This window comes from Gemmatimonadaceae bacterium (genome assembly GCA_019637355.1).
In the GTDB taxonomy this organism is placed as follows: Bacteria; Gemmatimonadota; Gemmatimonadetes; order Gemmatimonadales; family Gemmatimonadaceae; genus Pseudogemmatithrix.
Genome location: JAHBVT010000001.1, coordinates 657,933 through 671,679, shown reverse-complemented (window position 1 = coordinate 671,679; position 13,747 = coordinate 657,933). Strand labels below are relative to the sequence as shown.

The window sequence follows — 13,747 nt, the reverse complement described above, 5'->3', positions numbered from 1 at the left end:
GGGTCAGCGCAGCGTGCGCGGCAGCGGTCCGATGATACGCATCACCGGGTGCGGCGCGCCGACGCGGAGCGCGGCGTCAAGGAAGTTCCAGGTCGTGAGCCCGTCATCGCTCTCGGGCTCGAGCAGGATGGCGGCGAGCAGCGCCTGCCGCGGCGTGGCACGCACCAGCCAGAAACGGCCGCGCAGGTCCACGCGCGTCGGCTCCCATCGGCCTTCAAGGCGCACTTCGTTGTGCCCCTGGAAGTTGCGCGGCGAGCGAATGATCGAGTCCACGATGAAACGCTCGGCGTTCACCGTGCCCGCCGAGCCGCCCTGCGAGCTGATCTCGGTGAGCTCGAGGCCGTGCAGGCCCAGACGCGCCACGAAGGCCGTGTCGTCGCCGGGCACCAGCCACGCGGTGGGCAGCGTGCGCGTGCGGGTGGCCTCGAAACGGTCGTACACCGGCATCTCGACGGCCGTGAACACGTTCGACCGCCGGAAGCCGCGGCGCAGCCCGGGCTCGTAGCGGATCGAGTCGCCCGTCGGGATCAGCGTCTCGACGAGAATCGGCGCCGTGAACGGCGTCGTGGTCATCCGCGCGCGAATCGGCACCGCTGTGGACGCCGGCAGCGCCGCGGGCATCCCCGTGCGCCGTGTGCGCGCCAAAACCACGTCACGATGCTCGGCCACCGCGCTCAGCGTCTCACGCACATAGTGGTAAGTCGCAAGCACGCGGCGCTCGAAGGGATCGTGCGAGTACGCCTCGCTGAGGATCGAGATGCGGTTGCGCAGGCCGTAGTAGTTGGTGCCGAAGCGCGGCACGTGCTCATACGTGGCCCAGCCGGACTTCTGCGCATTGGTGACGTCGTCGCGGCCGGTGAAGTTGCCGTAGTCGAAGGTCTCGATGCGGTGCCGCGCCTGCATCCGCTGGCGGATCAGCGGCAGCAGCGTATCGCGCGTGAACGGACCGGCCGGCGCCAGCACCGGATCCATCGCACCCGGATGCAACGACGGCGAGTAGGTGAGCGCGTAGCCGTGATACGACCCGTTGGTCGTGTGCAGGTCCATAAACACGTGCGGATCGAACAGCGCGAACATCCGCATCGATGCCGCCGTCTCCGGCGCCTCGACCTTGATGTAGTCGCGGTTCAGGTCCAGCGTCTGCGCGTTGGGCCGGTTGCCGACGAGCTGCGGCCCGTTCTGCGAGCCCCGCATCCGCTCCTGCGGCCCGAAGGCGTCGTTGCCGTCGGCGTTGTAGATCGGCACCGCGACGAGCACGATGGAATCCAGCACGTTGGGCCGCGCGTCGCGCAGCAGGTCACGGACCAGCGCCAGCAGGGCTTCCTTCCCCTCCACCTCGCCGCCGTGGATGTTGCCTTGCACGTACACGATCGGCTTGCCGCTGCGCCGCGCCTCGGCCGCATCGCGCACTAGCGGCCGCGAGATCAGGAGGTACGGCAGCGCACGCCCCTGCCCTGACGTTCCGATCTCCCCGCGCACGAAGGCATCCGGATGCGCGCGCTGCAGCGAGTCGAGGAAGCCGAGCACGTCAGCGTGGCTCGAGGTCGCGGTGTAGGCGCTGGACTCGGCGCGGGTTTGTTGGGCGTGTAGGGGACGGATGACGGAGGACGGATGCAAGACAAGTACGGCAGCCGTTACCACGAGGAATAGTCGGTTCATTTCACGCTGAATTGATGAGTTCCGCGGGCAAGCCCGCCTGTTCCGCCAAAGAAGCATCCGTCATCCGTCCCTTGTCATCCGTCATCCGTCATCAGTCATCCGTCATCCGTCATCCGTCATCCGTCATCCGTCATTAACTCAAACCCGCTTCCCCTCAGCCGGATAGAACGTCCGCCCCTCCCGTGCCATCTCCACGAGCAGCTTCGCCGGCGTGAACCGGCCCGACGCCTTCGCATCCAGCGCCTCGAGCTGCTTCACCACCTCCGCCACGCCCACCGCGTCGATGTGCCGGAACGGCCCGCCACGGAACGGCGGGAACCCGATGCCGAACACCGCGCCGATGTCGCCGTCGCGGGCGGAGCGGATGATGCCTTCCTCGAGGCAGCGTGCGGCCTCGTTCACCATCGCGAGGCTGAGGCGGCGTTGGATCTCTTCCTTGGGCACCTGCGTGCGCTTCGCGCCGCCGGGATAGATCTGGTAGACGCTCTCATCCACGTCGCCTCGCTTGCCCTTCTCGTCGTACACGTAGAAGCCGCTCTTGCCCTTGCGGCCCAGCCGGCCGGCGCCGAGCACCTGGCGCAGCGCCACGCTCGGCGTCATCCGGCCGCCGAAGGCCTCGGCCATAATCGCGCCGCTCTTGCCGGCGATGTCGAGACCGACTTCGTCGATGAGGTTGATCGGCCCCACCGGAAAGCCGAACTGCGCCATCGCCTTGTCGATCGCGTCCACCGCCACGCCCTCGTCGAGCAGCAGGCCCGCCTCGTTCACGTAGGGTGCGAGGATGCGGTTCACGTAGAAGCCCGGCGCATCGTTCACGATGATCACCGTCTTGCCGATGCGGCGACCGAAGTCCACGACCGTCGCCGCAACCTCCGCCGCCGTGCGCGGCGTGACGATCACCTCGAGCAGCGGCATCTTGTGCACCGGCGAGAAGAAGTGCATCCCGATCACCTGCTCGGGGCGCTTGCTCGCCGCCGCGATCTTCGTAATCGGGATCGTGCTGGTGTTAGTCGCGAAGATGGCGTCCGGCGGCAGCACCGTCTCGGTCTCGGCGAGCACCTTGTGCTTCACCGACAACTCCTCGAATACCGCCTCGATCACCAGCGGCACACGGCCGAAGCCGGTGTAGTCGGTGGTGCCGGCCACCAACGACATCTGGTCGTCGAACTGCTGCCGCGTGATCTGGCGCTTGGTGAGCCGGTCCTTGATCACGTCGCGCACCGCCGCCACGCCCTTGGCCACCTGCGCCGGCGACGTGTCCTTGAAGCGCACCGGTACGCCCTGCGCCACGCTGATGCTGGCGATGCCGGCGCCCATAAAGCCTGTGCCGAGCACGGCGATGCGGTCGACCGGCTTGCCCTTCACGTCAACGCCGAGTCCGGCGTCCTTCTTCAGCGACGTGGTCGCGTAGAAGAGGAACATCAGTTGCTTACACACCGGCGTCATCGCCATCTCGCCGAAGAGCCGCGCCTCCTCGGCGAAGCCCTCGGCTTCGCTGCCGGAGTAGCCGGCCTGGATGGCGTCGATGGCGGCGAACAGCGCCGGGTAGTGGCCCTTGGACTTCTTCTGCGTCATCTCGCGCGCCTGCCGGAATACCACCGCGCGGCCGAGGCGATTGTCGTCCAGCAACATCTCCTTGGCGCCGTGCTTGCGGTCGTCGCGCTGGCGCGCGATGGTGCCGGCCGCGAGCTCCTTGGCGCGCTCGATGGCGAGGCTGCGCAGGATGCTCGGGTGCACCAGCTCGTCCACGAGGCCTGTCTGCAGGGCCTTCTTGGCACGCACGTTCTTGCCGGTCAGGATCATATCCAGCGCCACCTGCAGGCCGACGCGGCGCGGCAGGCGCTGCGTGCCACCGGCGCCGGGGATCAAGCCGAGCTGCACTTCCGGCAGCGCGAGCACCATCTTCGGCGTGTCCGCCGCGATGCGATACGCGCAGGCCAGCGCGAACTCCAGGCCACCGCCGAGGCAGGCGCCTTCGATCGCGGCGACCACTGGCACGCGGCCCTTCTCGATGCGCGACATCATCGTGTGGCCGAACGCGCTGGCCGTCTGCGCGTCCTTGGCCGTCTTGAACTCGAGGAACTGGTCGATGTCGGCGCCGGCGATGAACGTGCCCGGCTTGCCGGAGATCAGCACGGCGGCCTTCACCGACGCGTCCTTGTCGAGGCGCTCGATCATCGCCGTGAACTCGTCGATCACGGCTGGCGAGAACTTGTTGATGCTCTCGTCCTTGAGGTCGAAGGTGATGACGGCGACGCCGTCCACCATCTCCAGGCTGAGTGCGTTGGGCATCAGGCGCGCTCCACCACCATCGCGTGGCCGAGCCCGCCGGCCGCGCAGACGGTCATCAGGCCGAACTGTCCGCCGCGGCGGCCCAGCTCGTTCACCAGCGTCGTGAGGATGCGCGCGCCCGTGGCGCCGAACGGGTGCCCGATGCTCACCGAGCCGCCCATCACGTTCAGCTTGCTGCGGTCCACCGTGCCGGTGGCCTCGCTCGCGCCGGCGCGCTGCGCCCACTCCTTGCTCTCGAAGCCCTTCAGGTTGCTGAGCACCTGCGCCGCGAAGGCCTCGTGCATCTCGACGAGATCCATCTGCGCGAGCGTGAGACCGGCGCGCTTGAGCGCCTTGGGTGCGGCCAGCACCGGCGCCTGCAGCAACTGCTCGCCCGGATCCAGCGCCGCGTAGGCGTAACTGCGGATGTACGCCTTGGGCGTGAAGCCCAGCGACTTGGCGACGTCCTCGCGCATCAGGAGCACCGCTGCCGCACCGTCGGTGAGCGGCGACGCATTTCCCGCGGTGATGCTGCCGTAGCGCTTGTCGAACACCGGCTTGAGCGCCGAGAGCGCCTCGAAAGTGGTGTCGGCGCGCACGATGTTGTCGTCGGTCACCGCCTCGTACTTGGGACCGGCGATTACCGGCGCGATCTCGGCCCTGAGGCGGCCGTCCTTGATGCCGGCGGCCGCGTTCAGGTGCGAGGCCAGCGCGAAGCGGTCCTGCTCCTCGCGCGTGATGCCGTTGAGCTTGGCCATCTTCTCGGCGCTCTGGCCCATCGTCTCACCGGTGGTCGGCTCGGCGATGGCCGGCGTGATTGGGATGAAGTCCTTGCCGCGGATCTTCGAGAAGGCCTGTACGCGCTGCCCCAGGGTCTTGGCCTTGCTCGCCGCGACCAGCGCGTCGGAGAAGCCGCGCGAGTGCAGGATCGGCACGTTCGACAGCGACTCGGCGCCGCCGGCAATGGCGATGCTGGCGTGGCCCAGCGCAATCTGGTCGGCGGCGTCGGTGATCGCCTGGTTCGCCGAGGCGCAGGCGCGCGAGACGCTGAAGGCATCCACGCCCTTGGGCAGCAGCGGCAGCAGTGCGATCTCACGCGCGATGTTCGGCGCCGTGACGTTGGGAATGACCGTGCCGAAGGTGAGCAGGTCGAGGCTCTTGGGGTCCAACTCGGTCCGATGCACCAATTCGCTGACGGCGATCTTGCCAAGCTCGATCGCGCTGAGCGCCCTGAGGGTGGTGCCGGCCTTGGCGAATGGGGTCCGCACGCCCGCGATGATCGCGATGCGCCGCCCCGGCTCATAGATAGGCATACCATAAAGGTAGCTGCCGCCTATCCCCGTGGGGGCGGCGGGGCTATCGTCCAAGCGATGTCCGCTTCCCCGCCCTCCCCCCGGGCCGCGCGCCTCGCGGCGCTGGCCGCCGACCGCTTCGACCTCGTCGTCGTGGGCGGGGGAATCACCGGTGCCGGCGTGGCCCGCGACGCCGCCCGCCGCGGCCTGCGCGTGGCGCTGGTGGAAGCCGAGGACTTCGCCGCCGGGACCTCCAGCCGCTCCTCGCGCCTCATCCACGGCGGCGTACGCTACCTCGAGCACGGCTACCTGCACCTGGTGTGGGAGTCCAGCCAGGAGCGCCGGCGCCTGCTCCAGAACGCGCCGCACCTCGTCCGGCCGCTGCGGTTCACCTGGCCGGTGTACCGCGGCGCGCGGGTGAAGCGCTGGCAGCTGGGCGCGGCGCTCACGATGTACGACGCGCTGGCCACGTTCCGGAACGTCGGGCGGCACCGGCGGCTGGGCGCGGCACAGGTGCTGGAGTCCGAGCCGATGCTCGCGCGCGACCAACTGCTTGGCGGCGCCACCTACTGGGATGCCGGCACCGACGATTCGCGCCTGACGCTGGCCAACGTGCTCGATGCCGTCGCCCACGGCGCTGTGGTAATGAATCACGCACCGGTGCACCGCCTTACCTACGCCAACGCAAACGGCTCCTGCGACGGAGTCGAGGTGCAGGACCTCATCGGCGGGCACAGCGTGCACGTGCGCGCGCGCCTCGTCGTGAACTGCACCGGTCCCTGGACGGACGAGATCGCGCGGATGGAGGATCCGCAGGCCGGCCCGGCCGTGCGCGGCACCAAGGGCGTGCACATCGCCGTGCCGGCGGCGCGCGTGGGCAATGTGTCGGCCGTGACGATGCTCTCGCCGGACGACGGGCGCGTGCTGTTCACGCTGCCGGCCAGCGGAGGGCACACGATCATCGGCACGACGGACACGCCGACCGACGAGCATCCGCGGCGCGTGCGCGCCTCGCGCGCCGATGTGCGCTACCTCCTCAACGCCTGCAATCGGTTCTTCCCCGATGCGCGGCTGGGCGAGGACGACATCGTCTCCGCCTGGGCGGGCATCCGGCCGTTGGTGGCCGCGGGCAACACCGGCAATCCGTCGAGCGCCTCGCGCGAGCACGCGGTGCACGTCACGCGCCGTGGCGTGCTCACCGCCACCGGCGGCAAGCTCACGACGTACCGCCCGCAGGCCGCGCAGATCGTGGACGCCGCGCTCGAACGTCTCGGGATGGGCCGTCGCCGCTGCGACACCGCCGAGGCGCCGTTGCCCGGCGCGCGCGCCCCCGAGAGCGGCAGCGACGTGCGCATCGTGCCCGAGCTCGCCTGGCGCGAGGTGGACGTCGACCGCGCCGTCACGCAGGAGTTCGCGGAGTCGTTGGCCGACGTGATGATCCGGCGTACCTTCCTTGCGTTCGAGTTGCGCGACCAAGGCCGCAGCGTGGCCCCGCGCATTGCCAAGCGGATGGCCGCGACGCTGGGCTGGACCGATGCCGGGATCCAGCACGCGGTGCAGGAGTATGAACGCAGTATCGCCGACATCTTCACCATCACGCCCTGATATGCACGCCGCACGCCGCTGGACGCCCTTCATTGTATTTGCCGCGCTCGCCTGCACGCCCGATGCACCTGACGCGCCGCTGCACCGCTATGCGCTGACGGCGATCGACGCGCCATCGGGCGCCGGCGCCGGCGAGCCCAATCTGCACACGGCGCCCGATGGCCGCGTGGTGATGAGCTGGCTGGAACCGGTGACCGGTGAAGGCCACGCGCTGCGCCTCAGCGTGCGCGGTGACGATGGCCAGTGGAGCGAGCCGCGCGAAGTGCTGCGCCGCCGCGACCTGTTCGTGAACTGGGCCGACTTCCCCTCCGTGACCGCGCTGGCCGATGGCCGGCTCCTGGCGCATTGGCTGCAGCGCAACGGCACGGCGCGCTACGCCTACGAGGTGCGGATGGCCGAGTCGCGCGACGACGGGGCGACGTGGTCCGCGTCGGTGACGCCGCATCGCGCGGGCATCGAGGCCGAGCACGGCTTTGTGTCCGTGCTGCCCACCGCCGACGGCGCGCAGGTGTTCTTCCTTGACGGCGGCCACAACCTCGGCGGCGGGCACGCGCACGGAGGCGGCGGGCACGGCACGCCGATGACGCTGGCGAGTAATTCGTGGAGCGCCACGATGCGCCCGCAGACGAAGACCGTGATCGATACACGCGTCTGCGACTGCTGCCAGACCAGCGCCGCGATGACCACGCGCGGGCCCGTGGTGGCGTTCCGCGATCGCACCGAGGGCACGCCGGAGATCCGCGACATCGCCGTGAGCCGATTCGTGGATGGTGCCTGGACCCCCGCCACGCGCGTGCACGCCGACAACTGGGAAGTGAACTTCTGCCCGGTGAACGGCCCGATGGTGCAGGCCTATGGCGACACCGTCGCCGTGGCCTGGTTCACCGGCGCCCGCGACAGCGCCAAGGTGCAGGTCGCGTTCTCGTACGACGCCGGTGCGAGCTTCGGCGCGCCCCTGCGCGTGGACGACGGCAGGCCCGCCGGCCGCGTGGCACTGCAACTCTTTGATGGCGCGGCGTACGTGAGCTGGCTCGAAATTGGCAGCGGCGATTCTGCGAGTGTGCGCCTGCGCCGCGTTGCACGCGACGGCACGCGCGGCGAGTCCGTGGTCGTGAGCCAGTCCAGCGCGGCGCGGTCCAGCGGATTCCCGCGGATGACCCGCATCGCCGACGGGCTGCTGCTCGCGTGGACGGAACCGGGTACGCCGAGCGCGATCAAGGCCGCGACGTACCGCCGGAGCGAGTGATGGCTTGGGGTTGGCGTGGGACGCGCGGCGCGCGCGGCGCTGTCGCGGCGGCGGCTTCGGTGGCGGCTTCGGTGGCGGTCGCCGTAGCGGTCGCGGCCCTCACCTCCTGCGGCGATGCGCCCGCCCGCGGCGGAGTCGTCGCCGTCGGCCAGCCGGCGCCGGCCTACGCCGCGCAGCGCCTCGACGGCACGCCGGTCACGCTCGCCGAGCAGCGCGACAACGTCGTGATGCTCAATGTCTGGGCCACCTGGTGCAAGCCCTGCCGCGAGGAGATTCCCGCCCTCGACTCCCTGCACCGCGAGTTCGGCGCGCGTGGCCTACGCATCGTGGGCGTCAGCATTGACGTCAGTTCCGACACCGCGATGATCGCCGGCTTCGCGCGCGAACTCGGCGCGAGCTACGAACTCTGGCTCGATCCCGACGACCGCGCGTCCTTCACGTTCCGGGCGCTCGGCGTGCCGAGCACGCATCTCGTAGACCGCGCCGGCACGCTGCGCTGGCGGCATATGGGGCCCGTGCGCGCCAGCGACGCCGGACTGCGCGCCCTCCTCGACTCCGTGCTGAGCGAGCCTAGCGGACGCTAGATGTCCTCGTGAATCGTCACGAGCTTCACGACCTTCAGCTTACGCGTGCGCGCCGGCAGCTTGAGCAGTGCCACCTCGCCCACCTTCTTGCCGAGAAGCGCGCGGCCGATTGGCGACGACATCGTCACCTGCCCGTCCTCGAAGTCCTCGGCGTCGCCGAAGATCAGGTGGTACTCCTCGCGCTCCTTGGAGTCCTGGTCCTCGACGGTCACCTTGGAGCCCATCCCGACGGCGTCGCTGGCGATCTGCGACTCGTCGATGCTGGAGAGCTTGGACAGGCGCTGCGTGAGCTGCCCGAGCCGCGCCTGCACGAACTGCTGGCGTTCGAGGGCGGCCTTGTACTCCGAGTTCTCGCGCAGGTCGCCGAGTTCGACGGCTTTGCGGATCTCGTTGGGGAGCGTGACGTTCAGTTCGATGCGGAGCTTCTCCGCCTCGTCGGTGAGCTTCTGCTTGAGCGCCTCGATCACGGGGCTACCCTCGGAAAGGGATGTCGCGGGGGGCGAAAAAAAGACCCGACGCCCGACCTGATGGCCGGGCGCCGGTCACTTGCCTCAACGCCTGAAATGTACTCTCCGACGCGGTCCCCGGCAATCGTCGCGCCCGGCGCCGCTGGGTGTGCGCTGAGACTCGGCTCCGCGGGTATCGTTCAGCGAGTATGCTAGTCCTCTCGCACGGCGACGTCACCGAACTGCGATTCTCCTCCTGGCGCAGCCGCCTTGTCGGCTACGCGGTGAGTGCCTTCGTCACGCGCGAAGTGCTCGTGGACGCGGCCTTCCCCAACGCCGCACCGGCCCTCGGCGCCTGGCTCGACGCGCATCCGGTGCGCGGCGCGATCCTCACGCACGCGCACGAGGATCACGCGGGCGGCCTGCCCGCGCTGATCGCCCGCGGCATCGGCGTGCAACGCGCGGCGCTCACGGAGCGGCGTCTCCGCGCTGCCGAACGCGTGGGATTCTACCGGCGCTTCACCTGGGGCCGGCGACGGCAGCTCACGCAGCCGCTCGCGGATTTCGCCGATGACGCGCTCACGCTTCGCCCAACCCCGGGCCACTCCGACGACCACCACGTGGTCTGGGACGCCGAGCGCGGCACGGTCTTCGGCGGCGACCTGTTCATCGGCGTGAAGGTGCGCATCGCGCATCACGACGAGGACCTGCGCGCGCAGGTGCTGGCCCTCCGCGAAGTGGCCAGCTGGCACCCGGAGCGCTTCTTCGACGCCCACCGCGGGCGCCTGGACGACCCGGTCGCGCAATTGCGGGCCAAGGCCGACTGGATCGAGGAGACCATCGGCCAGATCGAAACCCTCATCCGCCTGGGCTGGGTGGACCGCGCCATCCGCGACCAGGTCTTCGGCGGCGAGGATCTGACGGGCCGATGGAGCTTCGGGGACTATTCGCGCCTCGGCTTCGTCCAGAGCGTGCGCCGGACGATGCCGCCGCTCTAGGCAACGAAGGGGGGCCCTGTGGCGTAGAATTCTTACTATGCGACTCCTCCTGCTTGCCCTCGTGGCCACGGCCCCAGCGGCCCTCGGCGCCCAGGCGCGCCCCGATACGTCCACGCTCACCGCCCGTCTCGGCGTCGACACGATTTCCGTCGAGCGGATCATCCGCACCGGCAACGTCATCGAAGCAGAAGTCGTCACGCGATCCCCGCGCACCACGCTGCAACGCCAGCGCGCGCAGTTCGACGCCCGCGGCAACCTGACCTCGCTCACGGTCGTGGACCTGAACCCCACCACCGGCGCCGAGACGCGCACGGTGCGATATATGAAGCACGGCGATTCGCTGCACATCACCACGCAGGCCGCCGAGCGCACGGAGCGGATGGTCGCCGCGCCCGCCGAGTGGCTGCCGTTCATTGACCTCGTGCATTGGCCCTTCGACGTGGCGCTGCGCCGCCTGCGCAGCAGCGGTGCCAGCACCGTCGGCGCACCGATGCTCAGCGGCCAGCGCGTGAGCCCTTTCCCGCTGGCGCTCATCGGCCGCGACTCGGCCACCGTCACGCACCCCACGCGCGGCACGATGCGCCTCACCGTGCTGCCCGACGGCTCCATCCGCACGCTCGACGCCGGCGCGACCACGCGCGCGCTGATCGTCACGCGCAGCGGCAACTCCGATGTGGTCGCGCTCGCGCGCGACTTCGCCAACCGTGACGCCACCGGCCGCGGTGTCGGCGAGCTCTCCGGGCGCGGCGGCGGCGAGACCCGCGTGCTCGGCGCCACGTTCACGCTGGACTACGGCGTGCCGATGAAGCGCGGCCGCGACATCTGGGGCGCGCTGGTGCGCTACGGCCAGCTCTGGCGCACCGGCGCCAACCGCGCCACGCACTTCAAGACCGACACCGAGCTGCGCTTCGGCGAGCTCGTCGTGCCGCCGGGCGAGTACACGCTGTACTCGATCCCCGAGGCCACGGGCGGCATCCTGATCATCAATCGCCAGACCGGCCAGAACGGCCAGCAGTACGACCAGGCGCGTGACCTTGGCCGCATCCCGCTGCGCGCGCGGCCGCTGGCCAATGAAGTCGAGGCCTTCACGATCAGCGTGCGCGAGGAGAACGGCCGCGGCCTGCTCGCGCTGCAGTGGGACCGCACCGAGATGGTGGCGGAGTTCGCGGTGACGCGCCGATGATGCGACGCGTCGCGTTCGTCCTCGCCTGCGCCTCAGCCGCGAGCCTTCCGCTCACCTCGGCGGCGCAGACCCGCGCGCCGGCCCCGGCACCAGCCTCGGCGCCCGCCAGTGCGGTGCAGAGCGCCGTACCCGTCGATTGGCGCCTGCTCGGCCAGCTCGACTACGAAAAGGGCACCGCGCCCGACACGCTCAGGCGCCTCGACGGCCAGCGCGTGCGGGTCCCCGGCTTCATCGTGCCGCTCGACGACGCGATGGAGGAAGGCGCCGAGTTCCTGCTCGTGCCGTACTACGGCGCCTGCGTGCACACCCCGCCGCCGCCGCCCAACCAGATGGCCTTCGTCACGATGACCGGCGGCCGCTCGGTGAAGCTCGCGCTCTTCGATGCCGTGTGGATGGAAGGCACGCTGCGCATCGTCAACTACGATTCGCCCTACGGGTCCGTCGGCTTCACGATCGAAGGGCTCTCGATGCGCCCGTACACAGGCCGGTGACCGACCCCGCGATCGCCTTGCACGAGGTGCGCTTCGCGTACCGCGGCAGTGCGCCCGTGCTCGACATCGCCGCCCTGCACGTCGCCCGCGGTGAACGCGTGTTCCTGCACGGCCCCAGCGGCAGCGGCAAGACCACCCTGCTCGGCCTCGTCGCCGGCGTGCTCGCGCCCGTCACTGGCAGCGTGCAGGTGCTTGGCAGCGACCTCGGCGCGATGGGTTCCGCCGGACGCGACCGCTTTCGCGCCGCGCACATCGGCTACGTGTTCCAGATGTTCAACCTGATCCCGTACCTCTCGGTGCGTGACAACATCCTGCTGCCGCTGCGGCTCTCGGCGGCACGGCGCGCACGCCTCGGCGGCGCCAATCCGCTCGCCGAAGCCGACCGCCTGGCCGGCAGCCTCGAACTGACGGCCTTAATCGACAAGCCCGTGACCGCACTCTCCGTTGGCCAGCAGCAGCGCGTGGCCGTCGCACGCGCACTCATCGGCGCGCCGGAGCTCATCGTCTGCGACGAACCCACCTCGGCGCTGGACGCCGACCGCCGCGACCGCTTCCTCGAGTTGCTCTTCGCCTCGGTGGCCGCGGCCAACAGCACGCTGCTTTTCGTGAGCCACGACCTCGCGCTGGCCGAGCGCTTCGGGCGCACGCTGGCCTTGGCGACGCTCAACCGGGCGTCCACGGAGCTGGCGGCGTGATGTTCTTGCTCGGGCTCGCCGCGCGGTCCCTGCGCGCCCGCGTCGCCATCTCGGCGCTCACCGTCGCCAGCATCGCGCTCAGCGTCGCGCTGCTGGTGGGCATCGAGCACCTGCGCAGCGGCGTGCGTGACTCGTTCGCCGGCACCATCCGCGGCACCGATCTCATCGTCGGCGCGCGTGGCGGCACCACACAGGTCCTGCTCAGCACTGTCTTCGGGATGGCCACGCCCTCCGGCAGCGTGCAGTGGGCCACCTACCAACGCTACAGTGCGCATCCCGCCGTGGCGTGGACGATTCCCTACTCGCTCGGCGATTCGCATAAAGGCTTCCGCGTCATCGGCACGACGGGCGCGTTCTTCGAGCGCTACCGCTTCCGCGACCAGGGTGTGACCTTCGCCGAGGGCCGCGCACCCAGCGGCAACGACGAAGTCGCCATCGGCCACGAGGTGGCGCGGCGGCTCGGCTACACGCTGGGCAGCGAGGTCGTGCTCGCCCACGGCATCGCCGACGTCAGTTTCGCCGAGCACGACGTGCATCCGTTCAAGGTCGTCGGCATCATCAATCGCACCGTGACGCCCATCGACCGCGCGCTGTACGTGACGCTCGAGGGGCTGGAGGCGATGCACGAGGCCGAGGCGCATCGCGGCGGCTTGCCGATGGGTCCGCCGGACGACCACCTGCACGACGCCGAGCCGCCGATCACCGCCTTCCTCGTCGGCACCAAGAACCGCTTCGAGACGCTGCGCCTGCAGCGCGAGATGAACGAGGACATCGTCGACCCGCTCACTGCCATCGTGCCTGGCGTAGCCTTGGCGCAGCTCTGGGACGTCGTCGGCAACGCCGAGGCCGCGCTGCGGCTGGTGAGCCTGTTCACGCTGCTCGTCGGCTTGATCGGGATGTGCGTGGCCCTGTATGCCTCGCTCGAGAGCCGACGCCGCGAGATGGCCGTGCTGCGCGCCGTCGGCGCCGGACCCCGCACCATCTCCGCCCTGCTCGTGAGCGAGTCGGCGCTGCTCGCGCTCAGCGGCGCGGTGGCCGGCGTCCTGTTGGTGTACCTTGGTTTGGCGCTGGCGTCCGGCGCGATCGAGTCGCGCTACGGACTCGCGCTCGCGATGGCGCCACTCAGCGCCACCGCGTGGGGATTCCTTGGATTGGTTGTCGTCGCCGGCACGCTCGTGGGAATGCTGCCGGCCTGGAAGGCGTATCGTAGTTCGTTGGCGGATGGACTCAGCGTCAAGGTTTGAGGGAACCGTTCCACCACACTTGCAAGGAGAAGT

General features: G+C 70.0%; 12 protein-coding genes. 8 read left to right on the top strand and 4 right to left on the bottom strand.

Annotated elements, in window-relative coordinates; all coding sequences use genetic code 11:
* Window positions 1-3: 3 nt before the first annotated feature.
* From KF689_02970 to fadI, 3 genes are all read right to left on the bottom strand, one after another.
* Entirely contained in the window at window positions 4-1,617 is a 1,614-nt protein-coding gene (locus KF689_02970; protein ID MBX3132338.1) for a hypothetical protein, read from the bottom strand.
* Window positions 1,618-1,797: 180 nt separating this feature from the next.
* Window positions 1,798-3,951 carry a fatty acid oxidation complex subunit alpha FadJ gene (gene fadJ, locus KF689_02965; protein MBX3132337.1) on the bottom strand — a complete coding sequence of 718 codons (2,154 nt, stop codon included), beginning with the start codon at window positions 3,949-3,951 and terminating at the stop codon, window positions 1,798-1,800.
* Window positions 3,951-5,243 (bottom strand): acetyl-CoA C-acyltransferase FadI, encoded by a 1,293-nt coding sequence (gene fadI, locus KF689_02960; GenBank protein ID MBX3132336.1) that lies wholly within the window; start codon window positions 5,241-5,243, stop codon window positions 3,951-3,953. The genes fadJ and fadI overlap by 1 nt, the downstream gene beginning before the upstream one ends.
* Before the next feature lie 57 nt (window positions 5,244-5,300).
* Here fadI and KF689_02955 point away from each other — a divergent pair, with 57 nt between their 5' ends.
* From KF689_02955 to KF689_02945, 3 genes are read left to right on the top strand one after another with little or no spacing between them, the layout of a single operon-like run.
* The gene (locus tag KF689_02955) at window positions 5,301-6,827 is read left to right on the top strand and encodes a glycerol-3-phosphate dehydrogenase/oxidase (GenBank protein ID MBX3132335.1); all 1,527 of its coding nucleotides are present in this window, start codon (window positions 5,301-5,303) and stop codon (window positions 6,825-6,827) included.
* A 1-nt stretch (window position 6,828) separates the two neighbouring features.
* Window positions 6,829-8,073 carry an exo-alpha-sialidase gene (locus tag KF689_02950; GenBank protein ID MBX3132334.1) on the top strand — a complete coding sequence of 415 codons (1,245 nt, stop codon included), beginning with the start codon at window positions 6,829-6,831 and terminating at the stop codon, window positions 8,071-8,073.
* A complete protein-coding gene (locus tag KF689_02945) occupies window positions 8,073-8,657 on the top strand; it encodes a TlpA family protein disulfide reductase (GenBank protein MBX3132333.1) in 585 nt (194 codons plus the stop codon). The genes KF689_02950 and KF689_02945 overlap by 1 nt, the downstream gene beginning before the upstream one ends.
* On the opposite strand, the gene KF689_02940 is transcribed toward KF689_02945, so the two are convergent.
* A complete protein-coding gene (locus tag KF689_02940) occupies window positions 8,654-9,124 on the bottom strand; it encodes a GreA/GreB family elongation factor (protein ID MBX3132332.1) in 471 nt (156 codons plus the stop codon). The two genes, KF689_02945 and KF689_02940, sit on opposite strands and share 4 nt — an antisense overlap.
* 188 nt (window positions 9,125-9,312) lie before the next feature.
* Between KF689_02940 and KF689_02935 the strand changes: the two genes are divergently transcribed.
* Genes KF689_02935 through KF689_02915 form a run of 5 tightly spaced genes read left to right on the top strand, consistent with a single transcriptional unit; the run spans window position 9,313 to window position 13,714 of the window.
* Window positions 9,313-10,101, top strand: a complete 789-nt coding sequence (locus tag KF689_02935; protein MBX3132331.1) for an MBL fold metallo-hydrolase — start codon at window positions 9,313-9,315, stop codon at window positions 10,099-10,101.
* Between the two features lie 37 nt (window positions 10,102-10,138).
* Window positions 10,139-11,284 carry a DUF2911 domain-containing protein gene (locus KF689_02930; protein ID MBX3132330.1) on the top strand — a complete coding sequence of 382 codons (1,146 nt, stop codon included), beginning with the start codon at window positions 10,139-10,141 and terminating at the stop codon, window positions 11,282-11,284.
* Window positions 11,281-11,775 carry a DUF3299 domain-containing protein gene (locus tag KF689_02925; GenBank protein MBX3132329.1) on the top strand — a complete coding sequence of 165 codons (495 nt, stop codon included), beginning with the start codon at window positions 11,281-11,283 and terminating at the stop codon, window positions 11,773-11,775. The genes KF689_02930 and KF689_02925 overlap by 4 nt, the downstream gene beginning before the upstream one ends.
* Complete coding sequence (locus KF689_02920) at window positions 11,772-12,470, top strand: ABC transporter ATP-binding protein (GenBank protein MBX3132328.1); 699 nt, start codon at window positions 11,772-11,774, stop codon at window positions 12,468-12,470. The genes KF689_02925 and KF689_02920 overlap by 4 nt, the downstream gene beginning before the upstream one ends.
* Window positions 12,467-13,714, top strand: coding sequence for an ABC transporter permease (locus KF689_02915; GenBank protein ID MBX3132327.1), 1,248 nt, complete (start codon window positions 12,467-12,469; stop codon window positions 13,712-13,714). Before KF689_02920 ends, KF689_02915 begins: the two co-directional genes overlap by 4 nt.
* The last annotated feature ends 33 nt before the right edge of the window (window positions 13,715-13,747 follow it).